Source organism: Rhodopirellula sp. J20-39, from assembly GCF_057365095.1.
Genome location: NZ_CP195123.1, coordinates 5,371,875 through 5,393,918, shown reverse-complemented (window position 1 = coordinate 5,393,918; position 22,044 = coordinate 5,371,875). Strand labels below are relative to the sequence as shown.

At 55.4% G+C, this 22,044-nt stretch carries 18 protein-coding genes and 1 tRNA gene; 10 read left to right on the top strand and 9 right to left on the bottom strand.

Translation table 11 applies throughout. The features are described from left to right. Window positions 1–510 precede the first annotated feature (510 nt). Entirely contained in the window at window positions 511–1,230 is a 720-nt protein-coding gene (locus tag ACR3ZL_RS19515) for a hypothetical protein (protein ID WP_473651425.1), read from the top strand. Window positions 1,231–1,845: 615 nt separating this feature from the next. Here the strand turns inward: ACR3ZL_RS19515 and ACR3ZL_RS19510 are convergent. Next, entirely contained in the window at window positions 1,846–2,697 is an 852-nt protein-coding gene (locus tag ACR3ZL_RS19510; protein WP_473651426.1) for an N-acyl amino acid synthase FeeM domain-containing protein, read from the bottom strand. Between the two features lie 392 nt (window positions 2,698–3,089). Between ACR3ZL_RS19510 and ACR3ZL_RS19505 the strand changes: the two genes are divergently transcribed. After that, window positions 3,090–3,377 (top strand): hypothetical protein, encoded by a 288-nt coding sequence (locus tag ACR3ZL_RS19505; protein WP_473651427.1) that lies wholly within the window; start codon window positions 3,090–3,092, stop codon window positions 3,375–3,377. 508 nt (window positions 3,378–3,885) lie between these two features. Here the strand turns inward: ACR3ZL_RS19505 and ACR3ZL_RS19500 are convergent. The 5 genes from ACR3ZL_RS19500 to ACR3ZL_RS19480 all read right to left on the bottom strand — a co-directional run bounded on the left by ACR3ZL_RS19500 (window position 3,886) and on the right by ACR3ZL_RS19480 (window position 7,572). Then, a tRNA-Val gene (locus ACR3ZL_RS19500) sits at window positions 3,886–3,959 on the bottom strand. A gap of 102 nt (window positions 3,960–4,061) precedes the next feature. After that, entirely contained in the window at window positions 4,062–4,256 is a 195-nt protein-coding gene (gene rpsU / locus ACR3ZL_RS19495) for a 30S ribosomal protein S21 (RefSeq protein ID WP_044256699.1), read from the bottom strand. Between the two features lie 246 nt (window positions 4,257–4,502). Further along, window positions 4,503–4,781: a hypothetical protein gene (locus ACR3ZL_RS19490; protein WP_473651428.1), complete on the bottom strand. Its 279-nt coding sequence runs from the start codon at window positions 4,779–4,781 to the stop codon at window positions 4,503–4,505. A gap of 444 nt (window positions 4,782–5,225) precedes the next feature. Continuing rightward, window positions 5,226–6,770, bottom strand: a complete 1,545-nt coding sequence (locus ACR3ZL_RS19485; protein WP_473651429.1) for a COG3014 family protein — start codon at window positions 6,768–6,770, stop codon at window positions 5,226–5,228. Then, window positions 6,763–7,572 carry a penicillin-binding protein activator LpoB gene (locus ACR3ZL_RS19480; RefSeq protein ID WP_473651430.1) on the bottom strand — a complete coding sequence of 270 codons (810 nt, stop codon included), beginning with the start codon at window positions 7,570–7,572 and terminating at the stop codon, window positions 6,763–6,765. The genes ACR3ZL_RS19485 and ACR3ZL_RS19480 overlap by 8 nt, the downstream gene beginning before the upstream one ends. Window positions 7,573–7,845: 273 nt before the next feature. On the opposite strand from ACR3ZL_RS19480, the gene ACR3ZL_RS19475 reads away from it, so the two are divergent. Further along, window positions 7,846–8,358, top strand: a complete 513-nt coding sequence (locus ACR3ZL_RS19475) for a hypothetical protein (protein ID WP_473651431.1) — start codon at window positions 7,846–7,848, stop codon at window positions 8,356–8,358. 53 nt (window positions 8,359–8,411) lie between these two features. On the opposite strand, the gene ACR3ZL_RS19470 is transcribed toward ACR3ZL_RS19475, so the two are convergent. Continuing rightward, the gene (locus ACR3ZL_RS19470) at window positions 8,412–9,440 is read right to left on the bottom strand and encodes an efflux RND transporter periplasmic adaptor subunit (protein ID WP_473651432.1); all 1,029 of its coding nucleotides are present in this window, start codon (window positions 9,438–9,440) and stop codon (window positions 8,412–8,414) included. Window positions 9,441–9,660: 220 nt separating this feature from the next. Between ACR3ZL_RS19470 and ACR3ZL_RS19465 the strand changes: the two genes are divergently transcribed. Beyond that, window positions 9,661–9,876, top strand: coding sequence for a hypothetical protein (locus ACR3ZL_RS19465; RefSeq protein WP_473651433.1), 216 nt, complete (start codon window positions 9,661–9,663; stop codon window positions 9,874–9,876). 256 nt (window positions 9,877–10,132) lie between these two features. After that, the gene (locus ACR3ZL_RS19460) at window positions 10,133–11,101 is read left to right on the top strand and encodes an ROK family protein (protein WP_473651434.1); all 969 of its coding nucleotides are present in this window, start codon (window positions 10,133–10,135) and stop codon (window positions 11,099–11,101) included. A 161-nt stretch (window positions 11,102–11,262) separates the two neighbouring features. Here ACR3ZL_RS19460 and ACR3ZL_RS19455 read toward each other — a convergent pair whose 3' ends face one another. Beyond that, window positions 11,263–12,294, bottom strand: coding sequence for a cytochrome c family protein (locus ACR3ZL_RS19455; protein ID WP_473653512.1), 1,032 nt, complete (start codon window positions 12,292–12,294; stop codon window positions 11,263–11,265). Window positions 12,295–12,951: 657 nt separating this feature from the next. Between ACR3ZL_RS19455 and ACR3ZL_RS19450 the strand changes: the two genes are divergently transcribed. The 5 genes from ACR3ZL_RS19450 (at window position 12,952) to ACR3ZL_RS19430 (ending at window position 21,141) form a co-directional block, all read left to right on the top strand. After that, entirely contained in the window at window positions 12,952–13,128 is a 177-nt protein-coding gene (locus ACR3ZL_RS19450) for a DUF6800 family protein (protein WP_473651435.1), read from the top strand. Window positions 13,129–13,369: 241 nt separating this feature from the next. After that, window positions 13,370–14,089 carry an ABC transporter ATP-binding protein gene (locus ACR3ZL_RS19445; RefSeq protein ID WP_473653513.1) on the top strand — a complete coding sequence of 240 codons (720 nt, stop codon included), beginning with the start codon at window positions 13,370–13,372 and terminating at the stop codon, window positions 14,087–14,089. 116 nt (window positions 14,090–14,205) lie between these two features. Further along, window positions 14,206–17,073, top strand: coding sequence for a Gldg family protein (locus tag ACR3ZL_RS19440; RefSeq protein ID WP_473651436.1), 2,868 nt, complete (start codon window positions 14,206–14,208; stop codon window positions 17,071–17,073). Between the two features lie 80 nt (window positions 17,074–17,153). Then, window positions 17,154–19,151, top strand: coding sequence for a DUF4340 domain-containing protein (locus ACR3ZL_RS19435; protein WP_473651437.1), 1,998 nt, complete (start codon window positions 17,154–17,156; stop codon window positions 19,149–19,151). Window positions 19,152–19,338: 187 nt separating this feature from the next. Then, window positions 19,339–21,141 carry a sodium:solute symporter family protein gene (locus tag ACR3ZL_RS19430; protein WP_473651438.1) on the top strand — a complete coding sequence of 601 codons (1,803 nt, stop codon included), beginning with the start codon at window positions 19,339–19,341 and terminating at the stop codon, window positions 21,139–21,141. A gap of 2 nt (window positions 21,142–21,143) precedes the next feature. Here the strand turns inward: ACR3ZL_RS19430 and ACR3ZL_RS19425 are convergent, their stop codons facing one another. Next, window positions 21,144–22,016 (bottom strand): helix-turn-helix domain-containing protein, encoded by an 873-nt coding sequence (locus ACR3ZL_RS19425; protein ID WP_473651439.1) that lies wholly within the window; start codon window positions 22,014–22,016, stop codon window positions 21,144–21,146. Between the last annotated feature and the right edge of the window lie 28 nt (window positions 22,017–22,044).

Here is a 22,044-nt window from a genome sequence, read left to right as displayed (position 1 = left end):
CCGCGTATTGAATGCGATGAATGCCACCGTACCCGAAACGGCGTCTGCAATCGTGACGTCTGCCCTTTGCGAGACACTCAAACCACGCCCGCCGAGAAAATCGACCCGCTAAACTCGTCTTCTGAACCAGCGGTTTCACGCCATATGCCTGCCAGCAGCAATGTTGACGAGGATTCGTAATTCGGTTCGTGGACGAATGCTCAACCGTCGTTGGGATTGAATGATAGGCAGGCGTAAGCTTGCGTAGCATTTCTAAATCATGAAACCACCAAATCGCGACTCAAGTTCGAGGGTGGAACTTGGGGGGCAGACGGTTGCTTCCTGTAATCGATTTGCAATCAAGGACTGTTGTGGGGCGTGGCGTCAAGAAAAAAAGGCTCCATGAAAAACCGTCTGCAAATCGCCCGCAGATGCTAGCGAATGAACGTGGGCCGTCTAGGCTAGGGGTTTCTCACCTTTGTTTCATGTCGTGAGACTAGCTCCCAAAGGCGACTATTTATGAAGACGCGATTGTTCCTGGAAGTGTTGCCCGTTATTGCCTTGACTGTCTATCTCAGTTCGTTCGCTAATGCGGGCATCATGCGGGCCGAGTTACCAATCCGCCACTGCTCAGGATGTGAGCAGTTCGACAATACAGACACGGTTGCTTTGACGATCGACCACTGCGACGGGGTCTCACTGCTTTCCTTCAACACTCAATTTTTGGCGGAAGCGGCCCCAGAAGTTTTGCTTGAACTTAGTTCGCTTTTTCATCCTGCTAGACGTTGCATAGATGAACCGCTTTGCCCTGAGGCATGCTGCTTACCGGCAATGCAAACTTCATGCGGCGAGGCCAACGCGGTCGGTTCATCCAGCTCAGGTGGACCGACTATTCACTTGGGTTTAAACAACGCAGGAATGTTCTCGGCCGCTCAGGTAGTGCTGTTGCAGGGCACCCTAACCGAGGCCATTTCGGCTACTGTCCTTGGCACGAGTCTTTCCCACCCTTTCGGCAGAGACAATGTTGGTGCGTCACTGTCTGATACGTTACCGTCAATTCCAGTGACCAATTGGGTAGCCAGGCCAAAACCTGACCGCTCCACGTTGCCTCCGATAGGCGATTTCCCAACAACGACAATCGCTGGTCGACCCTTGCCCGAACCGCTCTCTGCAATCATATGGGGAATTGGGGCAGGGCTCCTGGGTATCTTTCGCATCGACTTTGCCAAAGCAGTCTTCGCCCCCAACTAATGCACTGAGACCTCGCCGAGAGGGTATCAGGCAAAGTTCAGTAGCCGCTACTTTGCGTTTTTCCGGGGGCAGAATCCCGGCTTAGGGCGCCCTCGCACTGTCGCATCTTGAAACCGCGTGTCTTACTTTAAAATGACAAGCGTCTCACGTTGCACTCATCACTTTGGCAAGATCCGAAACGACACCCTGATCTTCGACTCATCTCCACCCGGGGAGACTGGTGCTTGAGTCACGATCACGATAGCCGATGATCTGTTCCTGACCCGAATCGCGAGCGGGTGGCCTCTTGGCTATCCTTGCTTACTAGCCTTTTGCATGAAACTTACTGAGCTGAAGCGTAGTCAATCAAACCGCTTACCCCTTACCGGCGTTCAAACGGTGCGGCAAATGAGCTGGCGGCAGGATTATGTTTCAGTGAAGTCAATACGCCGAGGTCGTACGTTGCGACGAGAGGCGTTGATTGCCTAGTGCGAAAGTCGTTGTTGGTGGACAACAAGACATTGTAAGATGTCGCTTTAAAGCCAGATGCGAATCCATGAACGAAGCATCCTTGGTGCCTTGCGTCGGCAGTCGAGGAATGACGATGCTATCGTGACTGGCATTGGGTGTAGAGATTCACAGTACGCGTGTAGGGTAGTTTCCAGTTAAGGCTGCGTAGGCCAAATGCCCCTTCACGCATTTGATGTCCCGTTCTTCATCTGTCTGCAAAAAACGTTTAAAGTAACTGCGTGTCTCTTGGCTCCAAAGTCGTTGCTCAACATCAAGTGCGTTAGCCATGGATCCAAAGAACCGTTCATAGAGATTGGTACCTTTGTGATGATCAAATTGCAAGCTGAGCATAACTGCGGGGTTTCCATTCGCGTAAGGGCATTCATGCACATCACCGATTTGCACGAATGGCAATATTCGCTTGTATAGACGCGCATGACGGGGGTGAGTGGCTGCAACTAAGCCATCGTATCCTCGAACCTTTGCCGTCTGCGCAAGCATTCGCCCCATCGTTGCGAAGGTCTCCATAAAACGCACGGGCGAATCACGACGATCAGCAAGGCAGCCAACCTCTGCCATCCGCATTCCATTCGTCCGCATGCTTCGAACTGCTTCGGGGTAGATGGATTCTAATGGCAACCCTAAGAATCCGTCACCGATCAGCGAAACAGTGGAAACCACTTGATCTTGATATCTGGTAACGAAGACTTCCGTTGTCGGTAAAAAGTGAAAAGGCGTGATGCGGATCTCCTCAACTTTCTCTTCCATCAAGCCAGCCCGCAGATACGCATGGTAGACCAGCCCGAATGCTTCGCCGAGCTCATCGCGTTGATGTGCAATGCGATAGCAGAGCGGCGAATCAAGGGCCCGTCGTCGGTTAATCGCGGTTGCGGCGTTCGCTGTCTCCGCATTCAAAGAGCCAGGGATCAGCGGGCACGGACGCGCTCCTGGTATCACTTCAAAGGTGTTTGTGTGCATCGTGAGATCTAGACAAGTGGAGTCCGCTGTCGGGGCATCTCTGTCCAGCAGCGATCAGGTCGACGGTTTTGCCCCCCCGGAAGACGGGCCTTTGTTAAAACCTATGTCGAATTTTTGAGCAGCGATTCAAAAAGCAACCGCGACACCTGAACAGATATTCCCGCGTCATAGTTACGCGGGTCGTGCTAGATATTCATGCCACTTTTACCTATGGCCGAGAGTGGGCAGTATTGCAAAAGCAGTTCACCCAAACTCCGAGAGTGGACTCGATCGCTGCGGTTGACGCTGAATTGTTGGGGCAATGGCTCTTCACCGATGGGAATGAGCGAGATAAAGAGAGAACCGATTTGGGCCGAAATACTGTTAGACGCAGGGTCGGGAGCTGTCGGTAAATGTTCAGCGACGCCGTCAAATCCAAATGGATCTTGGGCAATCCGTTTGATGGTTTGTCGGCGACTGTTACGGCTGACTCTGAACGCTATTGCTGCGTTAGCCACGGCGAGTTTCAGCGGGCGATGGGCTTTGCGCCAGGCGTTGCGGTGAGGGCGATCATCGCACTTGATCGGTTCATTGAGATTCGGATTCCGAGTGAAATTCGGACGCTCAATTGTTGTGATATCGATTTATCCGCAGCCGGCGGGCATCTGAAAATAATGGCTCCAAAGACTGAGTACCATTAGAAGCGAGGTATCAGGAAGTTACCGATACTCCCGTCGTTACGCCCTTGTCTGCAAGGTGGTGTCTGGGATCTAGCCGAGCTTGGGCTGGAAATTCCGATGGATTCGCCAGTGTTCTCTCGATTCATTGCTGCCGGTGACTCGGCGATCCGGTCAGAGGTTCTCAAATTTGAAGAGAGCAGGCATCACACCTTGGCCAATCCTGTTTAGCCATGGCCGCAAGTGGGCGAACAAGGATCTCCTTCGAGATGGCCACGATGTTGTTGATATCGCGGCTTGGATTGGCCATTCTCCAAAAGTCATCTGGGAGTTCTACGCGATCGCAACCGAAGGGGTCCGGCGACGTGCTGCCTCGCTTGGGGCTCCGGAGAAGATACTTACCGATGTTTGAGGGCCCAATTGTGGACCCGTTCGGCGCAGATCGGTGAATACCAGCACTGACCAAGAATCAGAACAACACGAAAAAACCCCTGCAAGTGACCAGCAAGGGCACGTGCAGGGGGCTGATTTATGGGCGTTGAGGGACTCGAACCCCCGACCCTCTCGGTGTAAACGAGATGCTCTAGCCAACTGAGCTAAACGCCCCTGAGAAGAGCTTTTAGCGATTTGCTACTAGCTCTTAGCTGTTCGGGTTGCCGGCGATCGTGAAAGCTAAACGCTAACAGCCAATCGCTCAAGGCTTTTTCTTTATCGTGCCAACAATTGTGTTCGCTTGTTGCGGCGTTCGGCTCGCAAACGTGCGCGGCGGTTGGTTTCGCTGGGCTTTTCGTAGAATTCGCGACGGCGCATTTCTTTCTTAATGCCGCTTCGTTCAACTAACTTTCGGAATCGTCGAACTGCCTCTTGAATCGTTTCCCGATCTCGCACCAATAACTTTACCATATCCGCTTCGTAAACCCTTCGATTTGAATTCGTTGCATGTGTAAACTCCTCCAATTTTTAAGGAAGAAATGGGCGGAAGACCGACGCGGTTGAATGATCCAAAGATCATGGTCAGCCAATTCCACCTGACAGAGTGGCGAGATGATAACGACTGCCTACCGGAGCGGGCAACCTGGGAACAGGGGAAAAACTTTGATTTCGTGACACTTCACTGCCGTTTGCTGTTTTCGCACCCCCGTCGATCGTCTAGTTGGGCAACTTGTCCCATTGAATCGTCTCTCGCCGGACCCCGTCACTGCCGTAAAAGACAAGCGAACGGGTCTTCAGGTCAGCGATTGCGGTCAGTTTGACACTTCGTGGCCCATGCAGACAGAAATACAGTGCACACGTCTTTCCTCGCTTGACCACTTCGCGTTGGGTCAGCGGGAATTGCTGTGGTTCCAAAGCCCCGAGTTCGCAAAGCTTGGTTTCAACCTGTTGTCGCATTTTCGGTAGGTTGAAAGCGGGGAGACTGAAACCGATCATCGAATGCCTTCTAGTTCCATGGCGACCGGCAGGTGTCGATGTTGCCGGAGGGGGAGTGATGCAACCGATATCGACCAATCCGCTCGCCGGCGTTCGGCGCTTCGTGCTGGGGCGGGGTCGTAACGGTCGGACTAATTGAGAAGCGTCGGACCGATTTATTCTGGGTTATTTTGCGACCTCGGATGAAGCACGCGTAAGGTAGTTTTCGTCGCCTTTCCAGCACCCAAACGGGATCTCCACGTGGTAGATGGCAACAAATACCGGTGTTTTTCCTTTGCGCTGGCTATGGTTGTGCACGACCAGCCAACAGTGCCTTCCCAGACATCAGTGCCTCCTGGGCCAACCTCGTCTGCCTAGCCAACAGCGCCTGATCGGCAAGCATTGTCTGATTGCAAAATGGGGATTAGTTAACGAACCGTGAGGGATCGGCCGCGTGGCAAACGATCAGTTCGCGGTTGCCAACCGAGACGGATCGGGGGACTGGGCAAGATAGAGGTGCTCAGCCGGGGCGATGACGACGAGGTACGTGTTGCGACCGTTGTCGATACGAACGGTGGTGGATCGCGAAGCACCAATGGAAAAGCCATCCGCGCCGACGGGGGCTAGGTGGATCGTGTGGTCTCCGGCGGGCAATTCCGCTCGCAAAACCTGAATTTCACGAGGCAGCAAACCCCAGCAGCGTGTGTCCGCGGTTTCGGTTGCCGTCCAGGCGTTTGCGGCGGCGAACTGGAAGATGGTTCCGGCGGCGCCCTGCAAACCCAGGCCTTCGCGAGCTTTGGCGACCGCCAGTTCCTTGCCAGCTTGCCGCAGGAAGGCTCGGGCGATCGTCCAGGGAAGTTCGGCAGCGGCTTGCGTTTGAACGAGTTGAGCGACATTGGTCAACGACTGAGTCGCACCCAATAATTGTGCCGCGCCGCCGATTTGTGGTGTTCCAAGTACTGCACCAGTGCCTGTTCCCGTGCCTGGAGAAGGCGGCACGTTTGCGATTGGCAGGAAAGCGGGGCCGCTTTGCGCCGCTACGGTGACGGCAGCGATCGGCGACGGCGGGATCAGGACGGAGGGAACCTTGACGGATGAGATCTTCGGCAGTCGATCCACGTCGTCTTTTTTGTCTTCATCTCGCATCATCAGGATCGAAGCGATCGATACCACGGCGGAGGTCACTGGCGCATCGACCGGTGTCAGCACAGGACCACGGCCCACCATCGCGAAAACGTACAATGCTCCGTTACCCGCTTGGCTGTGGTTACCGTGAGTTGCCCGGTCGAGATCTTCGGCGGCGGGCATGAAGTCCGGCTTAATGGCACTGACGAGTTGGTAGTTTCGCTTCGCGTCGTCGAAGTCATGGTGCGTCGCCTCACGCAAAACGCCTCGCAGGTAAGGTGCCAGGGCGAGTTCTTGGTGCGGCGTTGTGTCGAGGAAGTCGGGGAAGAATTCCTTTCGTTTGGCGTCGGCGACCTGCCGCAATCGGGCTTGGTGGATCGCGGCTTGGTTGATGTAGCTTTCCGCATCGGTTTCGTCACTGACCAACGAGCACATTGCCAGGATGGTGCGGATCATCACTTCTTCGTATCCGGCCGGTTTGAAAACGCGGGCGGTGTCGTCGGTGACCATCGATAGGGCCTTGCCCGTCGCTTGATGAGCCTGGGCCGTCGCGAGGGCGAGGCCGCTGGTTTGGGATGACTCGCTGGTTCGGTCAAACCGGTCGCGTAGCTTTCGCAGTCGAGCGGAAGCGGCTTCGGGTTTGCCGGATGCGAGTTCCGCGATGGCGAGATCCAATTGAGCGGGCTCGGAAAACCGGCCGCCTCCGTCAGCAACCTCGCCTAGCATCGATGTGGCCGATGACAAATCGCCAGCAACGAAGGCATCGCGGGCGGTGTCGATCGATGCGAGTTGGGTGGCGCAACCGGTGATCGACAGCACCAAGCCTATCGCCGTCGAGGCGAGTGTTAGCTGGATCGGGCCGCACGAGCGGCGGGTATCAGCCATCAGCTTGGTCGAAGATGCCAAAGTTCCACCATTTGCCGGCACGCGAACCGTGGTAGCCCTTGCTGATCTTGGCCGATTCCTTGATGTAATCGCCGGTTTGGATGTTGACCATTTCCAGCGTCAGCACGTAGTCCCGCTGGGTGGATTTGTTTCGGTCGGTGGTTCCCGATGTGATGGTGGCATACAGCAAGTAGTCCACTGGAGTGCCTTGGCGGCCGAGCGTGGCGGCGAACGCGTTACGGTTGGCGGGCAAGAACAGCGAATCGGGGCGAAGGCGAGTTTCGACCAGTGCGGCATCGACCAAACGGCGGCTGATGCTGCGAAAGGAACCGCCCGCGTTGACTTGTGAGTCGATTCGTTCGTAGAGCTGATCCTTGAAGTCGACCAGTTCTTCCGCACTCTTGTTTTCGATGCCGATGAAGCAGACGCGAGCGGGGCCGGTTACCAGCGGACCGTAGCTTTCGCCATCCGCACCGCTTGGATTCAGCGAGACGTCACCGTTGCTGGCGACGGCGTGGCTGGCCATCATCGCAGGGGTTTGGCCCGGCAGATAAGGCTCGGTGGTGGGGGGGCAGCGGCCCAATAATTGAGCGACGGATTGATCGACCAGCGGGTTCCAGGTTGCTGCCCCCGCCTCGTGGCTGCCGACCATGTCTTTATCGTTGCTGGCCAGGATATGGCCATAGCGGTGGGCGCAGCCGGTCATCGTGATTGTGGCGATAGCAACGCAGGCAATCAAAGAGAACGCATGTTTTGCGAACAATTGATCACGTAAATTCGAACGAGAATCGGTGCCGTCCATGGCTCATCAGACTCTTAAATGTAGGAATCGCCAGAAATTCCGGCTTGGTCGGCTTGTGATTGACCGATCAGTTAGCAAAATGATCGGCTCGACCGCCAGTGAACGTTCGCGAAAGTCGTTTTAGCTGATAGAGATCAAGTAAACGGCCTGCGTTCGCCGAACCACCTATTTTAACGGCGTCGATGATGTGTTCCATTGTCGGCGTTCGACGCCATCGTCCCTGTTCGCTCTTTTCTTCCTCTCCTTTTCCCAATTCGCGTTAATCGATCGCTGATGAGCATTACGTTTGCCCCGAGCCAGACCGTCCCTAGCCAAACTGCAATGAGCCCGATTGCAGTTGGCCAGATCGCATCGAGCCCGGTCGGAGTCCCCCAGTCTTCGGATTCGGTGTGGGCCACGCCCGCTGAGCCGTTGACATTGGCGCCGGTGGTCACATCGCCCCAATTGGTCACCGATGACGATGATGATGACGACAGCGATGATGGTGACGATGCTCGTGATGACGATTCCGACAGCGATTCGGCTGATGGCCCAGGCACCCCCGGTTTCGGCGACGACCTGAGCGATGCCGATGACGACATTGACGAGTTCGACGATATCGACGAAGACGATTTTGATGACGACTTCGACGACGATTTCGAAGAAGAGCTCGATGACGATTACGAGATCGAAATCGATGACGAGATCAGTGCCGAGTTCGGTTTGAACACTGCTGGCGGCGACGAAGATGAAGACGTCGATGACGATGATCTAGACGACTTCGAAGATTTCGACGCGATCGACTGATTGCGGACGCGAGTTGTCGCCCGCGATCAAGAAGTCAGCCGGCGATGGAAAATTCAGTTGCCGATGACGAGTCGGCCTCGCATTCCTGGGCGAATCGCTTCGTCGGGATTGCTGACTTCGGCCCACAATCGAACTTGCGAGGTGACCGGGTTCAGTTCGTCTGAGACGAAGGTCACCGTACCGGTCAGAGTCACTGTTCGGGTCAGGGGCACTGTTCCGGCAGGGTTCACTGGGGCACCGAGCGTTGCCAGGCCAGGATTGGATTTCGAATCTTGGCCGTTGTCGGTTTGAGGTTTTGTGCCGGACTGAGATGCCTGGTTGGGCTCATTCCGATTGACTGGTGTCCAGTGAAACGAGACGGATCGACCGACCAGCGAGCGGTCGAATTGTCGGCCATCGATGAATCCGCTGACTCGGATGGGATTGAGCGACACGATCCGGGCGACCGGAGCACCAGCTTCGGTCCACTGCCCCACCTGGACGGCGACTTCAGCGATGCGGCCAGCGATCTGGGATTCAATTCGGTGCTCGTTCACGCGGAGTTGTGCGAGATCGACGGCGGCGGATTTCTCGTTAGCCGTGGCGCGGGCGATCGCGAGTTCTTGCTCGGCTTGCTCGACGGACAATTCCGCTTGATCGATGACCAGTTGCAATCGGTCCATTTCGGTCGCGGTGACGCTGCCAGGGTACCGGTCATTGGCTTCGTTGGACTGCATCAATTCGCGCCGGCGGACGTCCAGGGTCCGTTGGGCGTATCGGATGTTGACATCGTTGTCGGCCTGGATCAGAGCGGCTTGATAAGCGGCTTGAGCGGCGGACCATTCTTTGCGGGCACGATGGTCGTCCAGTTCGGCGATTAACTGATCAGGCGAAACGACATCGCCTTCCTTCACCGGGCACTGACGAACCAGGCCGGAGATCGGCGAGGCGATGACGGTGTCGGCAATGGTGAGGACTTGAGCGTCGGCGATGACCAGCGGAGTTTCCGCGAATGCCGACGGTGCCGCCAAGCCGATTAGCATCGCAAGAGTTGCAATGCGAGCCAGGCGAGTCGATGCGAGCGGATTGAGCTGGTTGATCATCGGGAGGCTGTAAAAACGGGGCGTCGGTTTGCTAGGTTTGGTTTGCGAAGTGCTTCGCGCATCCTTGCATTGGGCGTCCTTTCGCCGTTGTCCTTCCACGGCCGCCAGATTGCTGCCGAAAGGTGGCGGTTTCAGGTATCTTGGTGGCTCCAGACTAGTTCTTCGCCTGAAAACGGCAATCGATTTCTCTCTTCCTCGCTTTCTTCATGGGCCCGCTCTGATGCAACAAGTGAAACTTTTCAAGGGCGTTGATTCGGATTTGCCCGAACTTGAACGCCAGATCAACCGATGGATTCGAAAATCGGGTGTTCGTGTGCTTTCGATTTCTGGCAACCTATCCAGTTCGCCGGGGGCCGCGTCGGGGCCGATGAGTTCCTTTTCAGCGGGCGATGTGCTGGTGATTGTTCAGGTTGAAACTGAAACTCCACTTGGCTAGCCAGTTTTCTCTGACGGCGAATTGCCTTGTTCGGATGGTCGGCGTTTGCCTTAAGAATGCTGCAATGGTTGGCACAGCAGCGTTCGGGACGCGTCGCTACCTTGAACTTGGTAAACCATGGATACTTGTCGCTCGACGCGAAATGATTTGCAGCGTACTTGTGTCGCAATGACTCGATTCGGTTTTTGTTTTTTGTTGGTGCGAGCACCGCAAACGTCTTCCATTTCTTCTTTGATGTATCCGCCTGGGGCTTGTTGTGAAAGATATCTGGATTGGGTTCGATTTGGGCGGCACCAAGATGCTGGCCGCCGCCATCGATGGCGATATGAAGGTGATTGCTCGCCGTCGACGAAAGACACGCGGTCGCGAGGGATCCGACAGTGGGATCGCGAGAATGGTGTCGACGATCACTCGCTTGCTAGACGAGAACGACTTGAAGGCCGATCGCATCGCAGGAATCGGTGTCGGCTGTCCTGGTCCGATCGATTTGGAAAAGGGGCGTTTGATGATGACGCCTAATCTCGGTTGGGATGATGTCGAAGTCGAAAAGGAACTGAAGAAACAGTTTGATTGCCCGGTTGTGGTTTTGAACGACGTGGATGCGGGCGTTTATGGCGAGTACCAATTCGGCGCAGCGAAAGGCAGTCGATGCAGTGTGGGGATTTTCCCCGGCACCGGGATCGGTGGTGGCTGTGTTTACGAAGGCAAGATTCTGCAGGGCGCTGGCATCTCGTGCATGGAGATCGGCCATACCCGAATCAGCAGTGGTGTGAAGAGCAGCGGCGGTGACATTCCAGGCACGTTGGAGTCCGAAGCGAGTCGTCTAACGATCGCGGCGGAGGCGGCTAAGCTTGCCTATCGCGGTGAAGCTCCCTCACTTTACAAGAATGCGGGCACTGATTTGGCGAGCATTCGCAGCGGTGCGCTTGCGGATTCGGTCAAGAATGGGGACAAGGAAGTTGAAAAACTGATCCTCGAGTCCTGCAAGGTGATCGGTTACGCGGTGGTGAACGTGGTGCACGTTCTGTGTCCCGACACCATCGTCCTGGGTGGCGGTTTGGTCGAAGCGATGGAAGATCTGTTCGTCAAGAACATCAGCAAGACCGCCAAAGATTGCTGCATGCCGGTCTACAAAGATCGCTTCAAGGTCGTCGCCGCGAAGTTGGGTGACGACGCCGGCGTGATGGGCTCGGCCGCCTGGGCCAAGGAGAAGCTGGGCGGTTAGTTCGGCATGACAGCCTTTTCGCCGGTGAAGCCTTTCGCCTAGTGGCTAGGGCTTGTTAGCAATTGGCCGAAGGCGTTCTGGAATTTCCGCGTTCTGGATCATTCGTGATCTCGTGAACGCATGTGGCCGAGTGTCCCAGCGACCGGCCTACTGTGACTGGCTTACTTCCAGCGACTTGACGGTGGGATGAAGGCATCCAGTTCCGTCAGCGTTTCTGGATTGGTTTGAGCCGCAAAGCGATAGCCGAGCACGGCCACGATTTCAGCGGCGGTGTTGAGCTGGTCTTCGTTGTTAAGACGAAGCTTCACGCTACCGAAGACCTTCAAGATTTCATCCAAGATCGAAGAGTCGATTTTCTGTGCAACGCTTTGCAATCGCTTGGCGGCACGGGCGGTTCGTTGGGCGGACGTGATTCCGTACTTTGCCTTTTCGGTGGCCTTCGCGGTTGCTCGCAAGCTGGCTTCCAGTTCCGCGATCATGCCGGATACGAACATCAGTCGTAAACGTCCGATCGAACTTGGATCGTTTTGGCGTCCGTCGGTGCGGACGAAGTTGTGACGAATGGTCCCCTGGCTCCACGATACAAATTCAAAGTCCAGACTGCCGGTGGAGTGACCGCCGACGTTGACCAGTTCTTCATCGGCGGTGGTGTGGCAACGCAAGCAGCTTTGGGCCACCAGGAACGCGTTGACTGGATTTCGCATGCCTAGATCGATGCTTTTTTGCAGTCGTTCCATCCGGTGTTGTGAGCTTTCGGTGGCGCGGGTGATGTTCTCGCCGCCGTAATTGTGGTGGACGTCCAAGTAGTTTTTGGCCGCACCGTGGCACGATTCGCAAGACACGCCTTCGATTGCGTGGACGTTGCCGGTCGCGACGTCGGTTTGTTGAGTGTAGTGGCAGGCAGCACAGCGACCGTCGTTCTTGATCGAGCGGATTCCAAGCTTAGCGGCGATCGCTTTTGCTTCCGGACGTCGGTGCAATTCATCGAAGGTGCGGTTGTGTGGCGTTGATTGCCAAACCTTGACTTCGTTGGCGTGGCACTTCACACAGGTCTCGCTGCCCATTGTCAGGTGTGGGTCGACGGGAGATGCCGCGGCGCCGGCGGATGACGTGGATCGGCCTTGGGCCGAAACCAGCGCGTCGGCGGCGGACGCCTTTTCGATCAGGACGATCAGGACCATCGCGACGATCATGCCGGTCACGACGGTCGGTGCGTCCAAGGTTCGGGCGATTCGAGTGAAGGAAGGCCGAGTGAATGAAGGCATCGTAAAATGGCTCTGCTGTTCAAAAAGTGAGTGACTATGAAACGCTAGGCCAGGATTCGCAGTCACGCCGCGGCAAAATGCGATTTCCCGAGCCGAAATGGCCGCCAACCTGGGCTGGGTTTCCGGCGAGATCGCTTGGGTGAGTTCGCCGATTTTGAGGTTCATGCGGGCGAGTTTGCCAGGCTGAGTGACGGGCCGGTGGTTGCTTTTGCGGGACTGGGCGTTTGGGGAGTCCGTGCTGCGTTGGCCGACGTTGCATTGATCGGCAATGCATTGGTCGTCAATTCACGGGTGTGCCGGCCAATTGCGAAATGCAAATCGGTAGGATGCGAATCAGCCCGTTTCGATCGAGTGTGCTGGATGTTTTAGGTGCTGGGTGATCCAGTGAGCTGGGCAGGTCAGTGTGCTGAGCTGGCCGTTCGTGGTGGCAAGATGGGCGAATCGGCGACCCGGGGCGGTCTTAAAAGCGGCCGATCGAGCCTGTCTGGCGGATCGCCCCCTTTCGCGAAAAGGCTGTGGCGAGATAATCCCTCGACGATAACTTCCATTTTCCTCAACCTGACCGATTCACGAGGCCCATCGAATATGCCTGGAACCGAACGACGCCGCGAAATCCGCCGCCTGCGATCCCGCCGTAAGAAAACTGCTCAACTGATCAAGCGAGCGAACGCTGGCACGATCGAAAAGGCAGAAGCAGCCCGCAAGCTTCGTCGCATGACGCCCGGTGCCGAAGTCGTGATCGAACGCGAAGGCCTGAAGTAGCCTGTCCGGCATTGCCGGCAAAATTTTCCTTGAAGCAACCGAACCATTGCCCACGCGTGCTCGTAACCGTGGGCAAATTCTTTTACACCTTCAACGCTCTTTTTAACCACCAACGGAAATTGACTTGATGGCTGAACCTTCTGGCGAATCTCACTCAAGCGAATCCGTCGCCTCCGCGACTGACGATCTTCGGAATGGTGATAACAAGACTGGAAACAAGGATCGTGCTACCGCAGACACGATGATCGAAGCGGTAGGGCTCAGTAAGTTTTACGGCCCATTTGCCGCCGCACGAGACGTGTCTTTCGAGGTCAAGAAAGGCGAGCTTGTCGCGTTTCTAGGCCCCAACGGTGCGGGCAAAAGCACAACCATGAAAATGCTGACCGGGTACATCGCCCCGAGCGAAGGTTACGCTCGCATCGCCGGTCACAACATGATGGACGACCGCATCGCTGGTAGTCATCGATTGGGATACTTGCCTGAAAACGGCCCGCTGTATCCTGAAATGACCCCGCTCGGCATGCTCGAGTTCTTTGCCGAGGCTCGAGGCTTGGCGTCGCGGAACAAGAAAAATCAAATCGAAAAAGTGATCGACATCTGTGACTTGTCCAGTGTCGTTTACAAGCCGATCAGTAAGCTGTCCAAGGGTTTTAAGCAACGGGTTGGCATGAGCCAGGCTTTGTTGCACGAGCCCGACGTGTTGATCTTGGACGAGCCGACCGCCGGTTTGGACCCTAACCAAATTCGTGGTGTCCGTAAGACGATGCGGAAGCTAAGCGAAACCAAGACGATCTTGTTGTCCACGCACATTTTGCAAGAAGTCGAAGCGATGGCCGACCGAGTCGTGCTCATCAACGAAGGTCGCAAGGTCTATGACGGCGACGTCGAAGGTCTTCGATTGGCCGGACAGGGCGACCTCGATGAAGCGTTCCATCAGTTGACTGGCCACAAGTTCGATTGATCAGTCGAATTCGTTTGACACGTTCACGGCTCAGGCGATTGGCCTGACCCTCTTTGTATTGCGGGCCGCATGCCTGCCCCTCGCCACAGCACCCTTTCCACAATCTCGAATCTCCTATGGCGCTCAATAACGTCTCGATGGCCCTCCTGACGGTCCTCGCCTACGACGCTGTTTTCCTGTTGATCCTGCTGGCTTTGGTGTCGCTTCTCGCCGGCACGAAACGAGCCGCGTTCGCGGTCATGAAACGCAACTTCGTGGGTTACTTCAGTAATCCAACGGGTTACGTTTTCCTGTGCATCTTCGTGTTCTTGACGTCGGTTGCCGCTTTTTGGCCCTACGAGTTCTTTAACTCCAACTTGGCGACGCTGGACCAACTGAACTATTGGTACCCGTTGATCATGTTGGTCTTCATCCCAGCGATCACGATGAGTATTTGGGCGGAAGAGAAGCGACAGGGAACCGATGAGTTGCTGCTGACGCTTCCCGCTGATGACTTTGATATCGTGATCGGTAAGTACATGTCGGCCGCGGCGATTTTCACGGCATCATTGCTATTCAGCCAACTCAGTACGTTCACAACCCTGGCGATTCTGACCGAGGGTGCACTGGACGTCGGGCTGATCTTCACGACATACCTGGGATACTGGTTCGTCGGCCTAACGATGATCGCGATCGGCATGATCGCCTCGTTCCTGACCGGTAACTTGACGGTCGGCTTCATCTTGGGAGCGTTGTTCAATGCCCCGCTCGCGTTCGCTTCCCATGCTGACGCGGTCAGCCCTTCGAAGCAGTTCGCCGAATGGGTTCAAGGCAGCGGAATCGCTCGGCCGTTCGACGACTTTGGTCGTGGTGTAATGAGTAGTTCGTCGGTGATCTATTTCGTCTTGGTCGCTGCGGTCGCGTTGTACGCTTGCATGGTCTTGATCGGACGGCGTCACTGGACCGGTGGCAAAGACGGTAACCAAATGGCTTGGCACTACGTCGCTCGAGTGTTGGCGTTGATCGTCTTCACCGTCGGTGCCGTCATGCTGTTCCGCAGCAAAGACTTCTATCGGCAAGACATGACCGAAGGCAAAGTCAGCTCGCTCGCCGATGCAACGAAACAGCTGATTCGCGATCTGGACGATGATCGGCCTATCGTGATCGATGCGTTCATCAGCAACGAAGTGCCTGAGCTATACGCCAAGACGCGTTACGAATTGGTCAACTTGCTGAAAGAGTTCCGCGCCGAGGCGGCCAAGCGTGACCGTACGATCGAGGTCAACTTGTATGACGGCATCGAATTGTTCAGTGAAGATGCTGCTTTGGCGGCGGAGCGATTCGGGATCGAACCGGTTACCCGAATGTTCCGCGAAAAGGGTGCTCATACCCAAAAGCAATTGATCCTCGGTGCAGCTTTCCGTTCCGGGTTGGAAAAAGTCACCGTACCGATTTTCGAGTACGGGATTCCAGTCGAATACGAATTGGTTCGTTCGATCAACACCGTCGCCAGCGGCAATCGTAAGCGTTTGGGTGTGGTGACGACCGACGCCCGATTGATGGGCGGGATGGTGATGAGCGGCATGCAGATGCAGCGAGTTGATAAGCACCCGCTGATTGATGAGTTGGCAAAGCAATACGAAGTCGAAGAGGTCGATTTGTCGGCACCAGTATCGGCTGACATGTACGACGCCCTGATCGCCGTTCAGCCATCATCATTGGAGCCACAAGCTTTTGACCGTTTGGTTGCCGCAATCCAGTCGGGAATCCCAACGGCGATTTTCGAAGACCCGCAACCGGTGGGCGCTTCCTATATCACTGCAACCGGTTCACCTAAGCAAGCCGCTGGCGGTTTCATGGGAATGGGCGGTGGTGGTCCACAACCCAAGGGAGACATTCGTCGCTTGTGGGACGCGTTGGAATTGAACGTTCCCGGAGCCCCAGCGATGCAGGGCTTGTATACGCCGGAATTGGTGTGGCAGCAACACAATCCCTATCCGAACTTGGAAGCCGCTAATGAGTTGTGGTTGTTCGTTGACGAAGCGGCGAGCGGAGTCCAGAAGGGTGAGTCGCTAAGCGACGAAAGCGAAATTACCTCGGGGTTGCGTCAAGTGTTGGCGATCCTTGCTGGTGGCGTTTACGCCAAGAAGGACGGCAAGCTGAAGCACACTCCGTTGTTGCAAACGGGACCGAAGTCGGGATTGCTTGAGGCTCGGAAGGTTGCCGAAATCATGAACGGCGGTACCTCACTGGCTCGTGAGATCCAAGGCATCAACCCACGTGTTCCGATCGCGATGGCTATCGAAGACGCGAGTGCAACGGACGGCGAGGACGAGGATGCGAAACCAGGAATCAAGGTGGTCTATGTCGCGGACACGGACATCATCTTGCCAGAGTTCTTGCTGATTCGAGCTGATCCAGACCAAATCGCGGACATGCGGTTCCAGTTCCAAAACGTGACCTTCGCATTGAACTCGATCGACTGGTTGACCGGCGATACCAGCTTTATCGACGTGCGAAACCATGAGCCGATCTTCGCTAGCTTGAAGATGATCGACTCGACTAAGGAAGAGGCTTCCAGCGAGGTTCGCTACCAAAGTCGTGAGTTCCAAACTCAGTTCGACGAAACGATTCGTGAGGCCCAGGAAAAGATCGACACCGAACTGCAATCGTTGCGAGAAGAGGTCGAGCAGCTTCGCGAAGATCAGGCCGACGGCGAAGTGCCGCAAAGCGTGCTTCAAGAAAAGCTGACTGCCTTCCAGATCAAGCAGGAAAATCAGCAGCGAGTCTTGGCCGTTCGTCGGCAAAAGATGGAACGTGAGCGTGATCAAAAGATTCGCGACGTACGCCGAAAAGCGGACCAAAAGGTCACCGCGATTCAAAACCAGGTCAAGACGCTTGCCGTCGGTCTGCCATGCATCCCGCCGCTGTTAGTAGGCGTGGCCGTGTTCGCACTCCGCCGTCTGCGTGAACGAGAAAACATCAGCAAGAGTCGACTCAAGTAGTTGGCGGTACGTCGCTTTTGTGACGTCACTTTACTGAAATTCAACATCGAAAACTGAACACTCAAAGAGTTGAGACAAACGTGAACGAAGGACAAAGAACCGGACTGTTTTGCGTTGCCGGAGCAGCGATGCTTGCGGTTGGCTTACTTCTTTCTTGGCCGATGGCGGAACGTGAGGAAACTTCGATTTCCGCCGGCAAGCCATTGTTCGAAAAGTTCAAGGACCCATTGGCGGCGACGAGCCTGAAGATGGTGACCTTTGACGAAGAACAAGGGCAAGTCGACACATTCGAAGTTCGTCGCGATCGGGAATCCGGCGTGTGGACGATTCCATCGCGTAAGGGCTACCCGGCCGATGCTGTCGAACAGATGAAAGACGCTGCCAACTCGTTGGTCGGTCTTCAGATTTTGGATATTCAAACTCGCAACGCGGAAGATCACGAAGCTCTCGGTGTCGTTGAGCCTAAGCTCGAGGATATTGAGGTTGGTGATGTCGGCGTTGGGCGGTTGGTGATGTTCCGCGACGAGGCACAAAAGGACCTTGCTTCGCTGATCATCGGTAACCCCGTCAAAGACGAGGAAGGCAAGATCTATGTGCGTAAACCAGGGCAAGACCCGGTTTACGTGGTCAAGTTGGATGAGTCCGCGTTGTCGACTCGCTTCCAGGATTGGATCGAAGAAGACCTGCTGAAGCTAAGCAGCATCGACATCAACGAGATGACGATCAAAGACTACGCTGCATCCATGACCCAGCGAGGCATTTCGCTGACCCGTAACTACTCGGCAGAAATTGCGGTCGAAGGTTCCGATTGGAATTTGGTCGAACTGTTGGAATACCAAGCGGACAACCCGTTAGCTGATCCGACTAAGGTGGAAATTTTGCCGGACCAGACGTTGAATACAGAAAAACTCAACGACATCAAAAACGCGTTGGATGATCTGAAGATCGTCGACGTGGTTCGCAAGCCTGACGGCATGAGCGACAACCTGCGAGCGGATAAGGCGTTGATTTCGGACAACGAAGCGGTCAGCTCGCTTGCCTCGCGTGGCTTCTTCCCCGTCTCGGCTGGAACGGCGGGTGAGTTCGAGGTTCTATCGGCTAACGGGGAGCTGAATGTTGCGATCAACGATGGCGTGGAATACGTCCTGCGATTCGGAAACGTATCGGGCTTAAGCGAATCGGAAAACAGCGATGAAGATGGTGATGCAACGACTGGCGTCAACCGCTACCTGTTGGTGACCACACGAGTTGACGAAGAGCAGTTCCCGGCACCGGAATTAAAGCCAGTTCCGCAAACGATCGAAGAGCTCGCCGCCATGTTGGGCGTCAGTGCAACGAACGAACCTGAAGAGATGGCTCCCGAAGCAACTGAGCCAGAATCCAGCGAATCAGAGTCCAGCGAGCCGGAATCCGGTGAAACGGAATCGACGGATGATGAACCGGAGATGAAGCAGGAAGAAGCGACCTCCGAAGAGGCCGCGGATGAACAGAGCACCGAAGCCGAAGCTAGCGAATCGGAAGCCTCCGAGAAGGAAGAGCCGAAGGCAACCGAAGATTCCGAAGCAGCACCTGCTGAAGAAACCTCTGTTGAAGAGACTGCCGAAGACGTTGCGGATGAAAACAGCGTTAGCGGTGGCGGCGAAGCAACCGGTGAAGGCCAGGGAGTTTCGGACGATGAGGGTGATGCTGAAGCAGCATCGAGCGATGAATCGTCGTCTGAAGAAATGACCGGTGAAGCAGATTCTGACGAAGCGGAAGCAGACGAGCTTGAGTCCGATGAAATTGCATTCGCCGATCTTAGTGACGACGAAAAGCAAGAACGTCTCGAAGCCGAGCAAGAGAAGATTCTCAAAGAGAACACTCGGATGCTGGATGAACGTAAAGACCGTCTGAACGATGCCAAGCGTCGTGTGCGTGAACTCAACGCCCGCTTCGCCGATTGGTACTACGTGATTCCAGAGGACACTTACCGAGAGCTACGAATCCAGCGTGATGAGTTGCTGACGACTTCAGAGCCTGTGCCTGCAGGGCCTGAAGGTCAAGGAATTCAGCTTGATGGTCTTAACAACCCTAAGTAGTTTCTGTCTCCCCGTCTGAGTTGACGACATTTTCGTGGCCCGTCCGCGATAATGTCCGGGGGGGATACTAGCGATGTCGGTTTCGAGACGCTGTACTTAAGTCTTCATTTCGATGAGGACGGTGTGCAATCGCCTCGGTCGCTAGTCGAGGAGCGTAGAACGCTCCTCTCACCTCGGGGTTGGACGCATGGAACTCAACTGGATCGATCAGGCGTTCATCGTCGGTTTCTTTTTGCTGGCACTGGCAATTGGATTGTTTGCCGCTCGGCAGGCTGGCCAAAATTCAGCGTCATTCTTTCTTTCCGGGCGCCACATGCCGTGGTGGTTGCTCGGGATGTCGATGGTCGCGACGACGTTCTCGACGGACACGCCCAACCTTGTAACCGACATCGTGCGGAAGAATGGGGTCGCGGGGAACTGGGTGTGGTGGGCGTTTCTGTTGACGGGAATGTTGACCGTGTTCCTGTATTCGAAGCTGTGGCGTCGTTCGGGTGTGCTGACCGACATCGAGTTCTATGAACTGCGTTACAGCGGCAAGACCGCAGCGTTCTTGCGAGGCTTTCGTGCTTTGTATCTTGGTGTGTTTTTCAACATCATGATCATGGCGACGGTGTCGCTGGCCGCGATCAAGATTGGCGGCATCATGCTGGGGCTGCAGCCTTGGGAGTCAATCTTTTATGCGTCTGCGGTGACGGTCTGTTTCTCGACGTTGGGCGGTTTGACCGGGGTTTTGCTTACTGATTTCTTCCTGTTCTTCATCGCGTTGATCGGCGCCGTTGCGGCAGCGTATTTTGCGGTGCAGCATCCCGATGTTGGAAGTTTGTCGGTGTTGTTCTCTCACCCGAACGTCTCGGACAATTTGGCATTGTTGCCGCAACTGAAGTACGCCGCCGATGGTAGCGTGACATCGGACAGTTTGAACCTGTTGATATCGGTGATGATCATGCCCATCGCTGTTCAGTGGTGGAGCGTTTGGTATCCTGGAGCCGAGCCCGGCGGTGGTGGTTATCTCGCCCAACGGATGCTGGCTGCCAAGAATGAGCGTCATGCGACGGGGGCGGTGTTGTTCTTCAACGCGGCGCATTACGCGTTGCGTCCTTGGCCTTGGATTCTGGTCGCACTGTGTTCGATGATTGTCTTTCCCGACTTGGAAAGTTTGAAGCAAGCATTTCCTGACGTCGATACCAACATCATCAACGATGACTTGGCCTACCCCGCGATGCTGAAAGAAGTGCTTCCGCATGGTTGGTTAGGGCTGGTGTTGGCATCCCTGGCGGCCGCATACATGTCAACGATTTCAACGCACCTGAATTGGGGATCGTCGTATGTCGTCAACGATTTCTATCGCCGATTCGTGAAGCCAGATGCTTCTGAAAAGCAACTGGTTTTGGTTGGCCGGATTTCGACGGTCTTGATGATGGTTTTCGCAGGGTTGTTAGCGTTGCAGCTTAGCAACGCGTTACAAGCGTTTCAGATTCTGTTGCAAATCGGCGCCGGAACAGGGCTGATCTTTATCTTGCGTTGGTTTTGGTGGCGGATCAATGCGGTCAGTGAATTCGTCGCAATGGCGGTTTCGTTCTTGGTCGCTTTGGCTTTCCGAATTGGCGAGTTTGGGTTCGAGTCGTGGCAAGAATTGTTGATCGGTGTTGGGGTGACGACCGTTGCCTGGGTGGCGGCGACGTTCTTGAGTCAACCGACCGACGAGCGAGTACTGAAATCGTTCGTGATGAAGATCAATCCGGGCGGTCCCGGCTGGCGACCCGTCTATGCAAAGTTGTCGGCGGAAAATCAGGTGCCGAGCGATACCGAAGTTCATATCCCCACCGCAATCTTATGCATGGTGTTGGGAACGGCCGCGGTTTATGGAACGTTGTTCGCCACGGGGTTATGGATGTATGGTCAGGTTACCAACGCCATCGTTCTGACCGTCGTGGCGGTTGTTTCCACCGCGGTGCTGATTCGAATCTGGACTCGCAAAAACGGTTTTTAGTCTTAGTGCGGGGGTGAGTTCCGACTGCGGTATTCTCGTGGCGAGGCATCGTTGAGCAATCGAAATTGCCGGCTGAAGTAGTTGCTGTCGCTAAACCCCACAGCCATGGCGATGCTGGTGATGCTTTGGTCGGTTTGTTGCAACAACTGACATGCGTGCTGGATACGTCGCCGGATTAAATACTTGATCGGGGAGATGCCCATTGCCGATTCAAACGTGCGGATGAAGTTGCGACGCGACATCCCTGAGATCTCCACCAATTCGTCCAGCGTGATCGGGTCGGTGTGATGCCGTTCGAGATGAGCAATCGCTTCGGCGATTCGTAGCAATGATTTACTTTGTGGGTTTCGCGATCGGCTATAGCATCGCGAAAGGAACGTCACCAATTGCAGGAAAGTGGTTGTCGCCATCACGCCGAACCCGGGACCTCGCTCGTTGAGTTCTCGTTCGAGTTGAGTGACCAAGTGAATCGCATCGACGAGCTCGACCGGCGACAGTTGCAAGCGGCTGCTGAACTTGTGCCGTTTTCGCCACGCAGGTTCGAGTGTAAAGAGTGTGTGGTAACCGGGCAGCGAAAGCAGATCGCTGAACGCCATCGGCAGCTCGGTCGGATCGTAAAGCACGTTGATCAGCCGCAAGCAATCCATGTTCAGATAGTCATGCGGGCGATCACCGCCGATGACGAATGTGTCTCCCACGGTGAGTTGGTAGGAGTCTTCGCCGGTGATGTGGACTCCCTTTCCACCGGTGATGATCACGATCTCTGAAAACTCGTGGGAGTGCAGCCCGAAAGGTTCTTGAGGATCGCGACGTTCCACGACGATTGGGAACCCGTCAGGATGGAACCAATCCTGTTTCCGGAGTTTGCGAATCATGCGATTGACTCATCCTGGACGTAGCTTT